Origin of the sequence: Devosia sp. XGJD_8 (assembly GCF_046614475.1) — a bacterium.
Classification (GTDB): domain Bacteria; phylum Pseudomonadota; class Alphaproteobacteria; order Rhizobiales; family Devosiaceae; genus Devosia.
Genome location: NZ_JBKJHF010000001.1, coordinates 1,024,938 through 1,042,697 on the forward strand (window position 1 = coordinate 1,024,938; position 17,760 = coordinate 1,042,697).

Genomic DNA, 17,760 nt, shown 5'->3' on the forward strand with positions numbered 1-17,760 from the left:
GGATAGGTGGGGTTCTTCTGCGATCCCCCACCTAATCCAGCGTCTGCCGGTACCGCAGCATCGCCGCCAGCGAGATGACGAGCACGATCACCCCGAGCGCGGTGAATTTCGCGCCCAGATCGCCGCTATCGGCCCCCTTCAGCATCACCATGCGCACCAGGGCGATGAAATGCGTCGCGGGCACCGCCATGCCCAGGCCCTGCGCCCAGCCCGGCATGCCGGCAAACGGGAACATGAAGCCCGACAGCAGGATCGACGGCAGGATGGTGAAAAAGCTCAGCTGCATCGCCTGCATCTGGTTGCGCGCCAGGGTCGAGATCAGGAAGCCCAGCGCCAGATTGCCCAGGATGAACAGGTTGAAGCCGATAAAGAAGGCCGTGAACGTGCCCTCGAACGGCACGCCGAACACGACGAACGCCGCCACCAGGAACACCGCGGTCTGCACATAGCCCACCAGCACATAGGGCAGGATCTTGCCCAGCATGACCTCGAATGGCCGCACCGGCGTGGCGATCAGCATCTCCATCGTGCCGCGCTCGCGTTCCTTGACGATGGCGACGGCCGTGATCATCACCATAGTCATGGAGAGGATGATGGCCAGGAGGCCCGGCACGATATTGGTTGAGGTCCGCCCCTCTGGATTATAGGCCCGGTGCACGATGACGCCGAACGGGGCAGGGGAGGGCCCCGCCGCCGCCAGCGGCCCGGTCAGCGTCTGCGCCATCGCCCCGGCCACGATCCCGCTCAGCGCCGCCGCCGCCCCGCCCACCGCCGACGGGTCCGCCGCATCCGCCGCCACCAGAATGTCCGGCCGCAGGCCCCGCACCACATCGCGTTCGAAATCGGCGGGGATGACCACGACGAAATTGGCCGTCCCCTGTCGCAGGGCATCTTCGCCGGCGTCAGGGCCATGCACCACGCCGCGAAAGTCGAAATAGCCCGAGGTCTCCATCCCGGCCAGCACCGACCGCACGATTGGCCCGTCATCGTTGAGCTCCACCAGCGTCGGCAGGTTGCGCGGATCGGCATTGATGGCAAAGCCGAACAGCATCAGCTGCACGATGGGCAGGCCGATCATCATGGCAAAGGTGACGCGGTCGCGCCGCATCTGGATGAATTCCTTCATCAGCACGGCCAGGAAGCGGGAAAACGAGAACAGCCTCATGCCGCATCGCGCGAGAAATTGTCCCGCGCCCCCGTCATCAGGTAGATGAAGGCTTCTTCCAGTCCCGCCGGCTGCAGGCTCCAGCGATGGATACCGCGCGCCTCGAAACGGCGCACCGTTGCTTCCAGCGCCGCCGCATCGACCCCCGACACATGCAGCGTCGAGCCGAACCGGGCAATCTGCGCCACCCCCGGCTGGCCCGCGATCTCGGCTTCCAGTGTCGCCAGCTCCGGCCCTTCGGCCCGCCACGTTGTCAGTCCGACCATTCCTGGAATGTCAGCCGATGGCCCGTCGATCAGCTTCTTGCCATAGGCGATATAGGTGATGAAATCGCACTGTACGGCCTCGTCCATATAATGGGTCGAAACCAGCACGGTGACGCCGGCTTTGCTCAGCCGCCGGATCTCGTCCCAGAAGTCGCGCCGCGCCTTGGGATCGACGCCCGCTGTCGGCTCGTCGAGCAGCAGCAGTTGCGGGTCGTGGATCAGGCAGGCCGCCAGTGCCAGCCGCTGTTTCCACCCGCCCGAAAGCGTGCCGGCCAATTGTCCCGCCCGGTCGGCGAGCCCGAGATCGGCCAGCGCCGAACTCACCCGCGTCTTTCGGTCCCTCACGCCATACATGCGCGCCACGAAATCGAGATTTTCGCGGATGGAAAGGTCTTCGTAGAGGCTGAACTTCTGCGTCATGTAGCCGACCTGGGTCTTGATCGACTGCGCCTGCCTGCGCACGTCGAACCCCAGGCACGTGCCTTCGCCCGCATCGGGCAACAGCAGTCCGCACAGCATGCGGATCGTCGTGGTCTTGCCCGAGCCGTTCGGTCCCAGAAACCCGTAGATGGCGCCACGCGGCACGGAAATATCGAAGTGGTCCACCACCAGCTTGTCGCCAAAGCTCTTGGTCAGCCCGCGCACGTCGATGGCCTGCTGCCCGTTCACCGCGTCACCGTCACCGGTTGCCCCGGCTGCAGCGTGCCGGACGCATCCAGCTCCGCCTCCACCAGATAGACCAGCCGCCCTCTTTCCTCCCGCGAATAGATCACCGGCGGCGTGGTCTGCGGCTCCCGCGCCAGATAGGTGATCCGCGCCGTCATCGCGGTGCAGCCATCGCAGCTTACCGCCACTGTCGCGCCCACCGCCAATGCCGCCCGCTCCGGCTCCGGCACGAAGAACCGCGCCTTGAGCGCCACGGCGGGCATGATCGACACGACCGGCGCGCCCGCCGCCGCCATTTCGCCGGCGGAATAGAACAGCCGGTCCACCACGCCGGCCGTCGGCGCCAGCATGCGCCGGTCCCCCAGGTCGAGTGCCGCCCGCCTGGCGTCGGCCTCCGCTGCGGTCAGGTTTGCCTCCGCCGCGACCTGCTGGGCATTGCGCGCCGGCAGTTCCGCCACGCCCACCTGCGCGGTCAGCTGCTGCACCTGCGCCTGCGCCGCGGCCAGCGCTGCCCGGTCCTGCTCGACGCGTACCGCCGGCACGGCGCCCGCCGCTAGCAGCTTCTCGCTGCGGACCAGGTTCGCCTCCGCCAGTGCCAGGTCCGATTGCGCCTTGCCCAGGGAGGCGCGGATCACGTCGATCTCCTGTGTGCGGCTGCCGGTCACGAGGTTTTCCAGCGTTGCCCGCGCCGATGCCACCCGCGCCTCGGCCGCCTCCAGCAGCGCCTGATGCTGGCCATCCTCGAGCGCAAACAGCAGCTCCCCGGCCGCAACGGTCTGCCCCTCTTCTATGGCGATCCCGGATATGCGCCCGGCACTCACCGGCGCGACATAGACATAGTCGGCCTCGAGATACCCCGGATACCCCGCATCCTCGGCAGCCCCGCCCGGCAGCATGGACAGGATCGCCCCCAGCATGCCGGCAAAAAACTCGTTCATGGCCTGGCCTCCTCTGGCGCGGCGCTGAGGCCGTGAAACAGGATATCCAGATGGTTGGCGACCAGCCGGTCGAGCGACAGTCCCTCGCCCTCGGGCTTGATGCCGAAGAGTTCGCCCAGCGCCATATGGGCCAGCAGCGGTCCGATGATCGAGCGCACGGTCAGCTCGGGGTCGACGGGCCGCAGCTTGCCCGTCTCCACCCCGCGCCGGATCAGCCCGGTCAAGGCGGGAATGACCTTGTCGAGCACCTCCTGGCGATAGAAGGTTGCGATGGCGGGAAAGCTCATCACCTCGCGCAGGATCAGCTTGGGCACGGCGATCTTGTCGGGCTGGCCCAGTTGCTCGACCAGGATCATCATAAGCATGGTGATCGGCATGCGCGGATCGCCGTCGAATGTCTCGAGGTCCGGCAGCGCCCGCAACGCAATCGGCGCCACCGCCCGCCGCACGATCCCCTCGATCAGCGCTTCCTTGGATGGGAAATAGAGATAGACCGTTCCCTTGGAGACGCCGGCGCGCCTGGCCACGTCCTCCACCCGGGCAGCCGCGAACCCCTTCTCTACGAACACTGCCAGCGCCGCATCCAGCACCTCATCCGGTCGCGCCTCGGCCCGTCGCCGGAATTTCTTGGACATATCGGACATCACGCAGCTCCACTCTGTCCCATTAATAACTGACCAGTCAGTCAGTTGCAAGACTGTACTGCGTGGGTTGGAGGAGGGGCATCGAGTCGTGCCGGGGCATGATGCCCGGTCCACCCACCGCAGCTCCCCCTCTCCCCTTGCGGGAGAGTGGCCCCCGACGCGTTCAGCAGAGCGCAGCTTAAGGGGTGCTGCGCTCTGCTGAACGGATGTGGAGGCGAAGCCTCGTTCGGCGCACTGTCTCGCCCACCCACAGATCGTCACCCTCGGGCTCGACCCGAGGGCTCTTCACTTGCCGAGCGTCGGTAAAGTGCAGTCCCCTCAGGTCAAGCCTGAGGGTGACGACCGAGTTTGCTGGAGATTTCGAGCTTCATCCCCAACTTGTCCCCGCGCCAGCCGGCTCGACTAGAATAGGTCCATCACTCCGCATGGGCGGCCTGCAGGCGAACAGTGGCGGGGTGGGCCGGGCGTGGGTTTTGCCTCTCGCGCAGGTTCGAGATCCGGCCGCAGCATGGCGAGCGATCATGCTGCGCGATAACCGGGACTGTTCCAAAAACCGGCGCCCCGAGGCGAATGTCGTCTCATTTTTATATTTCCAGAGGCGGCATCCGCCTCGGGGCCCGTCTCTCTCGATAACCGCGATCCAGGCGGCGCTTGCGCACGTCCTTTTCTCCCCGCCCGCATTGCCCCCATGCCGCCAAGCTTGTAGATCGGGGTTGGGTTGACCAGATACGGTCATTCCATTGCCAAGGGCCGACCAGCTATGACCGACCTGAAACTTCTCGCGCTTGATACCGAAGACCTCGAAGTCATCTCTACCCATGTGCAGGACGCCGTCGTGCGCGTCGCCGATATGGGCTATGCGCGCGGCGATCGCCGCTTCGCGCTGCTGATGAACCGCTTCGATTGGGAATCCGGCCAGGGTCGCCGCGACAAGGGCGTGCGCAAGCGCGCGGCGCTGCATTTCGATGCCGTGCAGTCCGTCGTCACCAACGGCTTCGATCCATCTGCCCCCGAAGGCGTGCTCGAATTGCTGGCCATCACCTTCAAGCCCATCGATGGGCCGGCCGGCATTGTCGAGCTGAGCTTTGCCGGTGGCGGCACCGTGCGCCTCGGCGTCGAATGCCTCGAGGCCAGGCTCTCCGACCTGGGCGCCACCTGGGCAGCCTCCGCCAAGCCCGCCCACGCTCTGGACTAGGATATCCATGCCCATCCGCCTCGATAGCGCCGACTCCGATTTCGAGCAGCGATTCCAGGATCTGCTCGCTGGCAAGCGCGAGTCCAGCCAGGACGTGAACGACACGGTCGCCGGCATCATTGCCGATGTCCGGGCGCGTGGCGACGTCGCTCTGGTCGAATTGACCAACAAGTTCGATCGCTCGGGCGTCACCGCTCAGACCCTGCGCATCACCGAGGCCGAGATCGACGCAGCCGCCGCACGCGTCACCGACGAGGTGCGCTCGGCGCTGCAGACGGCGCATGACCGCATTCGCGCCCACCACGAAAAGCAGAAGCCGGTTGATCACATCTATACCGATCATCTGGGCGTGACCCTGGGCACGCGCTGGACTCCGGTCGATGCCGCCGGCATCTATGTGCCGGGGGGCCTCGCCTCCTATCCATCTTCCGTGCTGATGAATGCCGTGCCCGCCAAGGTCGCCGGGGTCGAGCGCATCGCCATGGTCGTGCCCACGCCCAACGGCCAGATCAGTTCCGCCATCCTGCTCGCCGCCCAGATCGCCGGCGTCACCGAGATCTACCGCATCGGCGGCGCCCAGGCCGTGGCCGCGCTCGCCTATGGCACCGCCACCATCCCCCGGGTCGACAAGATCATGGGTCCCGGCAATGCCTATGTCGCCGCGGCCAAGCGCCAGGTCTTCGGCCAGGTCGGCATCGACATGATCGCCGGGCCGTCGGAAGTGCTCGTCATCGCCGACGGTTCGGCCAATCCTGCCTGGGTCGCCGCCGATCTCATCGCCCAGGCCGAGCATGGCTCCGGGGCCCAGTCCATCCTGGTCACCACCGAGCCTCGCCTCGCCGACGCCGTGGAGGCCGAGGTCGATCGCCAGCTTTCCATGCTCCCCAAGCAGGATATCGCCCGCCAGGGCTGGGATGAATTCGGCGCCGTCATCACCGTCGCCTCGCTCGCCGAGGCCGCGACGCTGGCCAATCGCATCGCTTCCGAGCATGTCGAACTGGCCATCGACGATCCGCAGTCGCTGCTGGGTGCCATCCGCCATGCCGGCGCAATCTTCCTCGGACACCACACGCCCGAAGCCATCGGCGACTATGTCGGCGGCTCCAACCACGTGCTGCCCACCGCCCGCTCGGCCCGCTTCGCCTCCGGCCTCGGCGTGCTCGATTTCATGAAGCGCACGTCCATCCTCGGCTGCGATCCCTCCTCACTTGCTGCGCTCAGCGAGGCTGCGGTGACGCTTGCCGAAATCGAAGCCCTCGACGGCCATGGCCGCTCGATTTCCATAAGGCTCAACCGTTGAGCATTTCGATGGAAAGCCAGGCCAAGCCCACCGACACCGATCGCCTGGTCACCGTCACGCTCGACCCCAATACCATCACCTCGATCAATCCCGACGAGGTGCATGAATGGCGCATCGCCATCTATGACCTGCTCGAGGACAACAGCTTCCGTCCGGCCCGCGTCGCCGCCAAGGGGCCCTTCGCGCTGCATATGTCCATCGTCGGCAATTCCATCGTGCTCGACGTGCGGCATCCCGAGACCTTCCAGCCCATTGCCGCGCATTACCTGTCGCTGACCCCGTTCCGCCGACTCATCCGCGACTATTTCCGCATCCGCGACGCCTATTACGAAGCCATCCGCTCCGCCCAGCCGTTCCAGATCGAAACCGTCGACATGGCCCGCCGCGGCATGCACAACGAAGCGGCTGAACTGCTGCGCACCCGGCTCGAAAACAAGCTGATCATCGATCTCAACACCGCCCGGCGCCTCTTCACGCTGATCTGCGCCGTCCAGCCCTATGCAAGCCGCATCGACGAGAGCAAGAGCGAGCTTCCCACCGTGCTTTTCGTCTGCTCGATGAATTCGGTGCGCTCGCCCATCGCCGCGGCTCTGGCCCGCCAGGCCTTTCCCGGCCGCATCATTGCCCGCTCGGTCGGGGTCAATGGCGGCAAGGCCGACCAGTTCGTGCATGAGGTGATGGAAGAGATCGGTATTGATATGAGCGTGCACACGCCCCATATCCTGGACGAGCTCGTTGCCAACCGCTTCGATCTGGTCATCACCCTTTCCGACGACGCCCTGGAAGCCGTGGCCCGCAAGGGTCTGGAGGCCGGTGCCGTCGAATCCTGGCAGGTGGCCGATCCGTCCCTGGTGGAGGGCAGCCGCGAGGTCGTGCTGAGCGCTTATCGCGAGTTGCGCGACAGCCTCAGGAAGCGGGTGCGCGAGCGCCTTGAGCCGCTGGTTTCCGGTGGTTCACAAATCCATTGAATTGAAGTAGGTTCCGGCCAATTTCCGACCCCCGGCCGGCAAATCAATGCCCCATGGGTCCTTCAGGAGACAGTATGGCGAAGGAAGAAGTGCTCGAATTTCCGGGCGTGGTGACTGAATTGCTTCCCAATGCGACGTTCCGCGTCAAGTTGGAGAACGAGCACGAGATCATTGCTCACACCGCCGGCCGCATGCGCAAGAATCGCATCCGCGTCCTGGCTGGCGACAAGGTCCTGTGCGAAATGACGCCATATGACCTGACCAAGGGCCGCATCACCTACCGTTTCAAATAGGGCTCCAGAGATGGCCAGCCGTCCGGACCTGATCCTGGCCTCCGCCTCGCCGCGCCGGCTCGCTCTGCTCAACCAGATCGGCATCGAGCCCGAACATCTGGTGCCGGCCCATGTCGATGAGACGCCCGAAAAGGGCGAACTGCCGCGCAAGCTGGCCATCCGCCTGGCCGATCTCAAGGCGCTGACCGCCCAGCACAAGGCGCGCTCCGCCGGCTTCGGCAGTGGTGCGCTGGTGCTTGCCGCCGATACGGTGGTTGCGGTGGGCCGGCGCATCCTGCCCAAGGCCGAGACCATGGAAGAGGCGTCCGAATGCCTCCGCCTGCTCTCCGGTCGCGCCCACCGCGTCTATACCGCGCTGACCGTGCTGACGCCCTCCGGCGCCAAGCGCCAGCGCCTGGTCGAGACCCGCATCCGCTTCAAGCGCCTCTCCACCCGCGAGATGGAAGCCTATCTGGCCAGTGCCGAATGGCGCGACAAGGCCGGCGGCTACGCCATCCAGGGCATTGCCGGCGCCTTCGTGGTCAAGCTGTCCGGCTCCTATACCGGCGTGGTCGGCCTGCCGCTGATGGAAACCGCCCAGCTTCTCGCCGGCGAGGGCTATCCGGTGCATTTCAACTGGCTCAATCAGTCCACCCTGTCGGGCGTCTGATGGCCGCCGAACGGAAATGCCCGATCTGCGGCAAGCCGAGCGTCGAGGCCTTCAAGCCCTTCTGCTCCAAGCGCTGTGCCGATGTCGACCTCAACCGCTGGCTGACCGGCAGCTACGTCATCCCCGCGCGCGACGACGAGCCGGAAACCGGTGACGGCGACAATGTTATCCCCGACTACGACGAAGACGATAATATCTAGCCTTCACCTCTCCCTCTGGGGGAGAGGTCGGCGCGCCGCGCCGGGTGAGGGCGCCTGTTTTATCTTGCGCGTATAGCCGTCCGTCAGCTGCCTGCTGCAAACTCCTTTTCCACATGCCCTTTTCCCGCTTGCACGGGCAAAACCCATCACCTATAAGGCCCGTGGCTTGTCGCCGGGCGGACCTTTCCGCCCCATTGCCCGGGTAGCTCAGTTGGTAGAGCAGCGGATTGAAAATCCGCGTGTCACTGGTTCGATTCCGGTCCCGGGCACCATTTTTCCCCATACGAATCCGTCTGCCGGACGGTCCTTTGCCTTAACGAGGCATTGCCGCGTCAGCGGCAATTCCAGCGATCTTCGGAACGCCGGCTTCACGTGCTCGCACTATGCTGCCACAGGGTGTGAGGTGGTTTGATGGTCACGGATAGCGCTCTGCTATTGCAGCTCCAGACGGATGTGCTGGAAGCGGTTGCCTGTGGCGAACCGCTGGTGGTGGTTGCCGATCTTCTGTGCCGCCGCGCCCAGGCTCTGGCGCCCGGCGCCATCTGTTCCATACTGACAGTCGATGCTGAGGGCATCCTGCATCCCCTGGCTGCGCCAAGCCTGCCACTGAGCTATTCGAGCGCCCTGGAAGGGGTCGCCATCGGTCCCGGTGTCGGCTCCTGCGGCACCGCGGCATTTCGCAACGAAGCAGTCATCGTCACCGATATTGCCACCGATCCCCTCTGGGACGGCTACCGCGCGCTCACCGAACCGCTCGGCCTGCGTGCCTGCTGGTCTAGTCCCATTTGCGATCATGTCGGCAAGGTTGTCGCGACTTTTGCCTTCTACTATCGCACCAACCGGGGGCCCGATGCCCTGGAGCACAGCATCGTGCAGACCTGTGTGCATCTCTGCACCATCGCCATCGCGCACGACCAGGCCAACCAGCGCAACCATCGCCTGGCCTATTTCGATGCGCTAACCGGCCTGCCCAACCGGGGCCATTTCAACGAACTGCTGAGCCGTGCCATTCACATGGATGAGCCGTTCGGCCTGCTTCTGGTCGATATCGACCATCTCAAGCTGGTCAACGATACGGTCGGACACGTCTTTGGCGACATGTTGATCCGCACCGTGGCCGAGCGCATAGCGGGCTGCCACACCGGATTGACTGCCTGCCGCCTCGGCGGCGACGAGTTTGCCGTGCTGGTGGCCGATTGTCATTCCGATGACGCACTCAAGGATGCCGCGACGCGGATGCTGGGCGCGGTACGCGGGCTGATCGAGGTGGGTGACCAGACCATCGACCCCCATATCACCATTGGCGGCGCCCTGTACGGGCCCGATGGCGTCGACGAAGCCTCGCTGAGCCAGAATGCCGATTTCGCCCTCTATCACGCCAAGGAAACCCGCCGCGGCGGTTACGTACGCTTCGTGCCGGGCCTGCGCACCTCCATGCTGGAACGGGCCACCATGGTGCGCAATGTCGACCAGGCCATGGGCGAGGGCCGCATCCTTCCGCACTATCAGCCCATCGTGCGGCTTGATACCGCCGAAGTCGTGGGGATTGAGGCCCTGGCCCGGATGCGCCTGCCGGATGGCCGCATCGCCTCGGCCGGGGAATTCCACGCTGCCCTGGCCGATCCGCGCATCGCCTGGCAGCTGACCGGCCAGATGCTGACCCGGATTGCGGCTGACATCCGTCACTGGCTCGATATGGGCATTCCTTTCCAGCATGTCGGCATCAATGTCACCACGGGCGATTTCCAGCGCGGCGATCTGGAGTCGCGCATCGTCGATACCTTCGGTCGCGCCGGCGTGCCGCTCAAGCACCTGATTCTCGAGGTCAATGAATCGGTCTATATGGCCGGCGGCGACCAGATGGTGCCAAAGGCCGTCAGTGCCTTGCGCCAGCGCGGCCTGCGCGTCGCCCTCGACGATTTCGGTACCGGCTTTGCCTCGCTCACCCATCTGCTCAGCTTTCCGGTCGACATCATCAAGATCGACCGTTCCTTCGTGGCCCGGCTGGGCATCGACCGGGCCAGCGATGTCGTTGTCGGCTCGCTCATCGATATTGCGCGCAAGCTGGATATGCGTCTTGTGGCCGAGGGCATCGAGACCACGGCACAGGCCAGCATGCTTTGCGAACTGGGCTGCACGATGGGGCAGGGCTATCTCTTCTCTCGGGCCTGTTCGTTCGAGGATACGACCCAGCTGCTTACCCTGTTTGCGCAGACGACCGATGACCCCGTGCTGGAGCGCTACTCGGCCTGACGCGACGCGCCGTTGCCGTTGCAATTGTGGCCATGCTGGCGCACTCTGGTGCCGAAATATCCAACTGAACCAAAGTCGCACGGCGCGCGCGCCGTGGTGACAGGACGGTGACAGGGACAGGCCCTATTGTCCCAGCTCACGAACGCAGAGACGTTCCGGATATGACATGGGAGGACTTATGAACAAGCTGCTTTTGGCCGCGCTGATTTCCGGCGCTATGGCTGTTCCCGCTTTTGCTGCTGACTACACCATCATGGCCCCCGCTGCCCCTGGCGGCGGTTGGGACCAGACTGCCCGCTCCATGCAGGAGGCCCTGCAGGCCGAGGGCATTTCGGGCAATGTGCAGGTCACCAACGTTCCCGGCGCCGGTGGCACCATAGGCCTGGCCCAGTTCGTCAATCAGTCTGCCGGAAACCCCGACGCGCTGATCGTGGGTGGCTATGTGATGGTGGGCGCCATTCTCACCAATGCTTCGCCCGTTACCCTTGACCAGGTCACCCCGATCGCCCGCCTCACCGGCGAGGCCGTGGTCATCGTGGTTCCCGCTGCTTCCGAGCTGCAGACCATGGATGACCTGATTGCCAAGCTCAAGGCTGATCCGGGCTCGGTTGCCTGGGCTGGCGGTTCTGCCGGCGGCGCCGACCACATCACGGCTGGCCTCATTGCCAAGACCGTGGGCGTCGACCCCACCACCGTCAACTACATCGCCTATTCGGGCGGTGGCGAGGCACTTGCTGCTCTGCTCGGCGGCCAGGTCACCGTTGGCATTTCGGGCTATTCCGAATTCTCCGGCCAGATCGCTGCCGGCGAACTCCGCCTGCTGGCCGTGTCCAGCGACACCCGCATCCCCGGTGTCGATGCCCCGACCCTGCAGGAAGCCGGCGTCGACATGGCGCTGCAGAACTGGCGCATGGTTGCTGCCGCTCCCGGCATCACCGACGAGCAGAAGGCCGCCATCACCGCCGATATCGAGAAGATGGTGAACTCGGCCGCCTGGCAGGCAACGCTCGAAACCAAGGGCTGGGTCAACACCTATCTCGCCGGTGACGAGTTCACTGCCCAGCTTGCCGCCGACACCGAGGCGACTGCTGCCATCCTGAAAGACATCGGGCTGGTGCAGTGAGCACTGGCGAACCCAATCTCTCGCGCCGCCCCGATGGGGCGGCGCTTGTCATAGCGGCCATACTCGCCGCCATCGCCGCCATCATCATCTGGCAGACCAGCCAGATGCGCGTACCACCCATCCAAGCGCGCGTTGGCCCCACGGTCTTCCCCTATATCATCGCGGGAGGGCTCATCCTGCTCTCCCTCGGTACGGTCGTCTCGGCGCTGCGCCATGGTTTTCCGGCGCGCGAGGATGACAACATCCGTCCCATCATGTGGATCGTGGGTGGCTTGATAGCCCAGCTCCTGCTGCTGTCCACTGCCGGCTTTTCCATTGCGACGGGCGTATTGTTCGCCTTCACGGCCAAGGCCTTCGGCCGTGGTCCGCTGTGGCAGACCATTCCCATCGGGGCGGTGTTTGCCTTCCTCGTCTGGTTTGCCTTCGCCAAGGGCCTGCAGCTCTCGCTGCCCTCCGGTCCTCTCGAACGCCTGATTCCCTGATCGGAAGCTGCCGCCATGGATACTTTCGGACTTCTCGCCCAGGGCCTCGTCGCTGCAATGCAGTGGCAGAACCTCCTCTACGCCCTGATCGGCGTCACCCTCGGTACGGCCGTTGGCGTGCTGCCCGGCATCGGCCCGGCCCTGACGGTCGCGCTGCTGCTGCCTGTCACCTACAAGCTCGATCCAGCTGGCTCGCTCATCATGTTCGCCGGCATCTACTATGGCGGCATGTATGGCGGCTCGACCACCTCGATCCTGCTCAATACGCCCGGTGAAAGCGCCTCGATCGTCACGGCCCTCGAAGGCAACAAGATGGCCCGCAAGGGCCGCGGTGGTCCCGCGCTTGCCACGGCGGCAATCGGCTCCTTCGTTGCCGGTCTCATCGCCACGCTGGCGCTGGCCTTTGTCGCCCCCTGGGTGGTCAAGTTCGCCCTGGCCTTCGGTCCGGCGGAATATTTCGCACTGATGGTCCTGGCCTTCATCACCGTGTCGGCGGCGTTCGGCGACAGCGCGCTGCGCGGGCTCACGGCGCTGTTCATCGGCCTTGGCCTGGGCATTATCGGTATCGACCTGCAGACCGGCCAGGCCCGCATGTCCTTCGCCATCCCGGATCTGCTCGACGGTATTGAGGTCACCACGCTGGCCGTGGCGCTTTTCGCCATCGGCGAAACCCTCAAAATGGCCGCCGACCGCAACCAGGTGAAGGATGAGGTCCTGTCCGTCAAAGGTTCGGTCTGGATGACGAAGGAGGATTGGAAGCGGTCCTGGTTGCCCTGGCTGCGCGGCACCGCCGTGGGCTTTCCGATCGGCGCCATGCCGGCCGGCGGCGCCGATGTGGCCAGCTTCCTCTCCTACAGCACCGAAAAGACCTTCGCCAAGAAGCCCGAGGAATTCGGCCATGGCGCCATTGAAGGCGTGGCGGGTCCCGAGGCTGCTAACAACGCCTCGGCCGCCGGCACTCTGGTGCCGCTGCTGACGCTGGGCCTGCCCACTACCGCGACCGCAGCAATCATGCTGGCTGGCTTCCAGCAATTCGGCCTGCAGCCTGGCCCGCTGCTCTTCGTCAACAATGCGAGCCTCGTCTGGGCGCTGATTGCCAGCCTTCTCGTCGCCAACTTCATGCTGATCGTGCTCAACCTGCCGCTGATCGGCCTCTGGGTGAAGCTGCTGACCATTCCCAAGCCTTGGCTCTATGGCGGCATCCTGGTCTTCGCTACTCTGGGCACGCTCGGGGCAAACGGCGCGATGTCGGGAAACCTCTTCGGTGTCCGGTTCTCGTTCGAGCTGATGCTGCTGCTCGCCTTCGGCATATTGGGTTACCTGCTGCGCCGCTTCGGCTATCCCATTGCGCCCGTCGTGGTCGGCCTGATCCTCGGGCCCATGGCCGAACAGCAATTGCGCCGCGCCCTCGCCATCAGCCAGGGCGATCCTCTCGTGCTGTTCCAGTCGCCGATCGCCATCACGCTCTATGTCCTGGCCGCGGCAGCGGTGCTGGTTCCGCTCTGGTTCCGCCTGCGCGGCAAGGGCCAGGTCCTGGGGCAGCTGGCCAGCGACGAGGATTGAACCTCTAAACCGCGCAGACAAAGTAAAAGCCCGGACGCCCATTCAGGGCATCCGGGCTTTCTCACGCCAGATCGACCGCTCAGCGCTGCGCCCAGGGAGGGGAGCGCTGCGCCAGGGAGACTTAGAGCTTGCCGATCGAACGGAAAGCGCCAGGATCGATGCCCAGGGTCCGGAGGTGCTTGGCCTGAGGAGCGCGCCCGCCCTCCACCGCGTTCGAGACGGCAGCAGCGCTGCCGAACACTTCGACGAAGGTGCTAAGGGTCGCAAACAGGGATTTGCGGGGGGTGCTCATTTGCCAGTTCCTCTCAAGACCCAACCGAATTGCCGGGTCGCTTTCATGAGTTGGTAGATGGGCTCATTGCTGCACTTCTACTAGGCCCGATACCACAATCCAGCCATGCGCTCTGTGCAGGTGGGCGGCGCATCGTCACATAAACGATCAATATCGCCCAAAACTGTGAGACCAAAGTCCTAATCATGCGATCAGTGCATGGCTCTCATGGCTTAGGCGAGGCGATCTCGCCCCAGCTGTCGAGAAAGCGCTTGCGCCGCTGCTGATCGAGCGACACCAGCAGGGCTGGCCCCAGCGGAATGGGCTGGATCACGCCGCGCCCACGCGCCGCAATGGCCTCGCTGGTCCAGTCTCCCTTGGCGCCGGTCACGACAGACCCGAGCGCCGTCGGGCCCGCCGCGATGGCCTGTCCAACTGGCGACAGGGCAAAGTCCACAAACGCCCGGGCCAGATCGGGGTAGGGCGCCTCGCGGGGGATCAGCATGGCGCGCGTGAGCACCAATACATAGTCGTCCGGCACGACGATTTCGATATTGGCGCCCGCCGCCTTGCGCGCAAAGGCATAGGAGCCCAACACATTGTACCCCAATGCGAGGGAGCCATCGGCGACCCCGTTGAGAATGGCGGGACTCGACCCACTGAACCGCGCATCCACGCGCCCGAACGCTGCCGCAAGCCGCCAGAAATTGGACGAGATCAACTGGTCCTGCGAGGCCAGCAGGTAACCAACGCCGCTTTCAGCAATGTCATAGGTCGCAATGGCGCCCCTGAACCGCTCACTCTGCGTTTCCAGCATCTCCGCCAGGGTCAGGTGAGTGCGCGGCACCTCCGCGGCAGTGATGCGGTCGGGGTTGTAGATGATGACTGCCGGCTCGAACGTGAAACCGAACACCTCGTTGCGCCAATGGGCCCAGTCCGGCAGCCCGCCGAGCCATGGGCTGTCATAGGCCATGGCGTGGCCGTCATTGGCCAGCTTGATCTGCAGGTCCGCCGCCGAACTGATCAACAGGTCCGGCGGCGCCATCGCGCCGGACAGGAAGTTCTCATACATGGGCAGGGAGTCCTGCTCATCATATTCCACGGTGACGTCAGGCCGCACCGCTTGGAACCCCGTCACGAAATCGGCGAACAGTGGCGTATCCGTGGTGCCGACAATAGTCAGCACCGTCCCTGTACTGCCATCGGGCGCCGGATAGGTTGAGGATGCTGCTTGCGCATCTTGAGGCGCCATCAGCAGCAGGCACAGTACCACCGCCGAAAGGCTCCCCAGCGCCTTGCGCAGCTGCTCCACCTGGCGCGTGCGGCCCACCAGCGGCAGGTCGATCTCGACCACGAGGCCCCCGTCCGGCCGGTCGGCCAGACGCAACGCTCCGCGATGCGCCTCCGCCACGCGCTTGACGATGGATAGCCCCAGCCCCGACCCGACCTTGCTGCCGCTGGCGGCGCCGCGCTTGAACCGCTCCAGCACCAGAGGCTTCTCCGCATCGGCAATGCCCGGTCCCCGATCGCTGACCGACATCGTCATCATACCCTCGCCGACGTGCCCGCCGATTTCGACCAGCCCATCCGAATAGACCAGCGCATTGTCCACGACATTGCGCACCATTTCACGCAGCGCCACGCGGTCGCCGCGGATTGGTGCGGCGGCCACCGCTTCGGCCAAGTCTACCACGAGCCGGCGGGCCTGGTCCGGATCAAGTCGCTGGCGCACGTCCTCCACCACCGCGCCAAAGGCGGTCGTGTCGGTCTCCTGGTTCTCCAGGCGGTGCGAGATGGTGGCTTCCATCAACAACTGGCTCACCAACTGGCTGGCCTGGATGGCGCCCTGGTGGATGCGTCCGACCCGCCGCCGCAGCGCCTCGGGGTCCTGCTCGTCCATCGCCACCTCCGCCTGCGCCCGCAGCGAGGCGAGGGGCGTCCGTACCTCATGGGCTGCCTCTGCGACGAGGCCCGTCACCCGGTCCATTGCACTGCCCAGGCGTGCCATGAAAGCATTAAGCGCCGAGACCAGGTGGCTCACCTCGACCGGCACCGGGACGTCCAGCGGCGACAGATCATCTGGCGCGCGGGCCCGCAACTCGCGCTCCAGCTGATAAAGCGGCGCAAACATGCGCCCGATCCCGAACCACACCAGCGCCACGCCCAGCAGCGTCAGCGCCACGACCGGCACGATGGCATTGCCCAGGATTTCGGCCGACAATGCCTCGCGCTCGTTCTGCGTTTCCGCCACATGGATGGTCACCCAGTCGGTGTCGCTGCCCGATGACGTGAGCCGTCCCACGCTGGCCACCCGCACCAGTTCCCCACGATAGGAAGTATCGATGAAGACCGGTCCCGCCGAGTTCATCTCCGGCAGGTCTGCGGACAGATCCTCGTAGCCGGTAACGGCGCGCCCGCTCGGGTCCTCCACCGCGTAAAACACCCTGTCCTGGCCCGAAAACATGCCGAATGAGGCAAAGGGCAACTCCACGATCACCGTGTCATCCTCAACCTGCACGGCGCCGGCTATGGTTAGTGCAGAAGCGGCCAGTAACCGGTCGAAGGCCCGGTCGGATGCCCGCTCAGCATAGTCGCGGATGAACACGATCAGCACCACTGCCGCCGTCAGTAGCAGGGCCAGTGCCAGCGTCACAATGCGTCGCTGGATGGAAAAGGACTTAGTGGGCATGCGGCGCCCGCACGACGTAGCCCACCCCGCGCACCGTGCCGATTTCGATATTGGCGGCTTCCAGCTTCTTTCGGAGGCGCGAGATATGCAACTCCAGCGCGTTGACCGACACGGCCTCGTCGAAATTGAACAGCTGGTTCATCAGCCGCTCCTTGGGCACGACCTTTCCGGCATTGGTGACGAGGATTTCGAGCAGCCGGAACTCGCGGCGCCCCAGTTCGAGCGATTTTCCCGCGACACTGGCATTGAGCCCGGCCAGGTCCATCTCGAGATTGCCTACGCCCAGAGTGCTTGTCGTCTGCCCGCCGGTTCGGCGGATCAGGGCTCGCAACCGCGCCTCGAGTTCGCGCAGGTCGAACGGCTTGACCAGGTAGTCGTCAGCGCCAAGGTCGAGCAGGCTGACCTTGTCGTCGATTTCCGAGCGCGCGGTGATGACCAGGATCGGCGCGTTGAACTTGCGCTTGCGCAGGTCGGCGATCAGTCCGATGCCATCGCGGTTGGGCAGCATCAGGTCGAGCGCCACCGCGTCGAAATCGTCGCCCTCGGCAGCCGAAACCACGTCATTGCCGTCGCGCACCCATTCCACCGAATGGCCGGCGCTGCGCAGGCGCTTCTCGATCGCCTCGCCCAGATCTTCATTGTCTTCAACGAGCAGGATTCGCATAGGCGGCCGGTGTTCTCCCCGGCGTCACACTAAGGTCTGGAGGGCCCTGTGTCTAAAGGAGAGTGCTCATCATTGCGGCAGCCACCGCCACGATGCCGAAAGCCGCGAGGCCCGCAGCAAGCAACATGAGCTGGACGTGCTGCAGATAGCCCGACTGACGGGCGCGGCGACGTGCCGCCCTCAGGATGTCTGCGGATTCGTGCGTATCGAGATGCGCCATTTTCAACGTCCCCTCGGTTTGCCGGCACCAAACCGGATGTAACCCTGGGCAGCCGCTCTGCGCTGTTTCTCGCCCTCCCGACGAGACTAGTCCCGGGTGCAGGTTCGGCGAAATGCGATCCGTCAATCGCGGTTAATTTACATAAAATCCAACGCGACGCTATCTTGTATGGAAGATGATTGATCTACCACGCGGATCATGGCAAAACCCA

General features: G+C 64.9%; 18 protein-coding genes, 1 tRNA gene and 1 pseudogene. 12 read left to right on the plus strand and 8 right to left on the minus strand.

Translation table 11 applies throughout. The features are described from left to right. Positions 1 to 31 precede the first annotated feature (31 nt). From ACLI1C_RS04750 to ACLI1C_RS04765, 4 genes are read right to left on the minus strand one after another with little or no spacing between them, the layout of a single operon-like run. Entirely contained in the window at positions 32 to 1,165 is a 1,134-nt protein-coding gene (locus tag ACLI1C_RS04750; protein WP_411395708.1) for an ABC transporter permease, read from the minus strand. Beyond that, complete coding sequence (locus ACLI1C_RS04755) at positions 1,162 to 2,100, minus strand: ABC transporter ATP-binding protein (RefSeq protein ID WP_411395709.1); 939 nt, start codon at positions 2,098 to 2,100, stop codon at positions 1,162 to 1,164. The genes ACLI1C_RS04750 and ACLI1C_RS04755 overlap by 4 nt, the downstream gene beginning before the upstream one ends. After that, positions 2,097 to 3,035: an HlyD family secretion protein gene (locus ACLI1C_RS04760; protein WP_411395710.1), complete on the minus strand. Its 939-nt coding sequence runs from the start codon at positions 3,033 to 3,035 to the stop codon at positions 2,097 to 2,099. Before ACLI1C_RS04760 ends, ACLI1C_RS04755 begins: the two co-directional genes overlap by 4 nt. Further along, positions 3,032 to 3,679: a TetR family transcriptional regulator gene (locus ACLI1C_RS04765; RefSeq protein WP_411395711.1), complete on the minus strand. Its 648-nt coding sequence runs from the start codon at positions 3,677 to 3,679 to the stop codon at positions 3,032 to 3,034. Before ACLI1C_RS04765 ends, ACLI1C_RS04760 begins: the two co-directional genes overlap by 4 nt. A 760-nt stretch (positions 3,680 to 4,439) precedes the next feature. Between ACLI1C_RS04765 and ACLI1C_RS04770 the strand changes: the two genes are divergently transcribed. From ACLI1C_RS04770 to ACLI1C_RS04825, 12 genes and pseudogenes are all read left to right on the plus strand, one after another. Continuing rightward, complete coding sequence (locus ACLI1C_RS04770) at positions 4,440 to 4,874, plus strand: DUF2948 family protein (protein ID WP_411395712.1); 435 nt, start codon at positions 4,440 to 4,442, stop codon at positions 4,872 to 4,874. Between the two features lie 7 nt (positions 4,875 to 4,881). Further along, on the plus strand, positions 4,882 to 6,174 hold the full coding sequence (hisD, locus tag ACLI1C_RS04775; RefSeq protein ID WP_411395713.1) for a histidinol dehydrogenase: 1,293 nt from the start codon (positions 4,882 to 4,884) through the stop codon (positions 6,172 to 6,174). An 8-nt stretch (positions 6,175 to 6,182) separates the two neighbouring features. Next, positions 6,183 to 6,656 (plus strand): annotated as a pseudogene (locus ACLI1C_RS04780) (UPF0262 family protein); the annotation flags it as partial. A gap of 57 nt (positions 6,657 to 6,713) precedes the next feature. Next, positions 6,714 to 7,142, plus strand: coding sequence for a hypothetical protein (locus ACLI1C_RS04785; protein WP_411398224.1), 429 nt, complete (start codon positions 6,714 to 6,716; stop codon positions 7,140 to 7,142). A 74-nt stretch (positions 7,143 to 7,216) separates the two neighbouring features. Next, positions 7,217 to 7,435 (plus strand): translation initiation factor IF-1, encoded by a 219-nt coding sequence (infA, locus tag ACLI1C_RS04790; protein WP_035082742.1) that lies wholly within the window; start codon positions 7,217 to 7,219, stop codon positions 7,433 to 7,435. Positions 7,436 to 7,445: 10 nt separating this feature from the next. Further along, positions 7,446 to 8,084, plus strand: coding sequence for a Maf-like protein (locus tag ACLI1C_RS04795; protein ID WP_332689264.1), 639 nt, complete (start codon positions 7,446 to 7,448; stop codon positions 8,082 to 8,084). Further along, the gene (gene yacG, locus ACLI1C_RS04800) at positions 8,084 to 8,284 is read left to right on the plus strand and encodes a DNA gyrase inhibitor YacG (protein WP_411395714.1); all 201 of its coding nucleotides are present in this window, start codon (positions 8,084 to 8,086) and stop codon (positions 8,282 to 8,284) included. The genes ACLI1C_RS04795 and yacG overlap by 1 nt, the downstream gene beginning before the upstream one ends. A gap of 196 nt (positions 8,285 to 8,480) precedes the next feature. Further along, positions 8,481 to 8,556: transfer RNA gene (locus ACLI1C_RS04805), tRNA-Phe, on the plus strand. Positions 8,557 to 8,695: 139 nt separating this feature from the next. Next, positions 8,696 to 10,537 carry a putative bifunctional diguanylate cyclase/phosphodiesterase gene (locus ACLI1C_RS04810; RefSeq protein WP_411395715.1) on the plus strand — a complete coding sequence of 614 codons (1,842 nt, stop codon included), beginning with the start codon at positions 8,696 to 8,698 and terminating at the stop codon, positions 10,535 to 10,537. 178 nt (positions 10,538 to 10,715) lie between these two features. Then, on the plus strand, positions 10,716 to 11,660 hold the full coding sequence (locus ACLI1C_RS04815) for a Bug family tripartite tricarboxylate transporter substrate binding protein (protein WP_411395717.1): 945 nt from the start codon (positions 10,716 to 10,718) through the stop codon (positions 11,658 to 11,660). Further along, positions 11,657 to 12,142 (plus strand): tripartite tricarboxylate transporter TctB family protein, encoded by a 486-nt coding sequence (locus tag ACLI1C_RS04820; protein WP_411395718.1) that lies wholly within the window; start codon positions 11,657 to 11,659, stop codon positions 12,140 to 12,142. The genes ACLI1C_RS04815 and ACLI1C_RS04820 overlap by 4 nt, the downstream gene beginning before the upstream one ends. A gap of 15 nt (positions 12,143 to 12,157) precedes the next feature. Further along, positions 12,158 to 13,705: a tripartite tricarboxylate transporter permease gene (locus tag ACLI1C_RS04825; RefSeq protein WP_411395720.1), complete on the plus strand. Its 1,548-nt coding sequence runs from the start codon at positions 12,158 to 12,160 to the stop codon at positions 13,703 to 13,705. Between the two features lie 121 nt (positions 13,706 to 13,826). Here ACLI1C_RS04825 and ACLI1C_RS04830 read toward each other — a convergent pair whose 3' ends face one another. The 4 genes from ACLI1C_RS04830 to ACLI1C_RS04845 form a co-directional block, all read right to left on the minus strand. Then, on the minus strand, positions 13,827 to 13,997 hold the full coding sequence (locus tag ACLI1C_RS04830) for a hypothetical protein (RefSeq protein WP_332689282.1): 171 nt from the start codon (positions 13,995 to 13,997) through the stop codon (positions 13,827 to 13,829). Between the two features lie 205 nt (positions 13,998 to 14,202). Next, complete coding sequence (locus ACLI1C_RS04835) at positions 14,203 to 16,665, minus strand: extracellular solute-binding protein (RefSeq protein WP_411395721.1); 2,463 nt, start codon at positions 16,663 to 16,665, stop codon at positions 14,203 to 14,205. Then, positions 16,655 to 17,329, minus strand: a complete 675-nt coding sequence (locus ACLI1C_RS04840; RefSeq protein WP_411395722.1) for a response regulator transcription factor — start codon at positions 17,327 to 17,329, stop codon at positions 16,655 to 16,657. Before ACLI1C_RS04840 ends, ACLI1C_RS04835 begins: the two co-directional genes overlap by 11 nt. A 52-nt stretch (positions 17,330 to 17,381) precedes the next feature. Beyond that, positions 17,382 to 17,549 carry a hypothetical protein gene (locus ACLI1C_RS04845; protein WP_411395723.1) on the minus strand — a complete coding sequence of 56 codons (168 nt, stop codon included), beginning with the start codon at positions 17,547 to 17,549 and terminating at the stop codon, positions 17,382 to 17,384. Between the last annotated feature and the right edge of the window lie 211 nt (positions 17,550 to 17,760).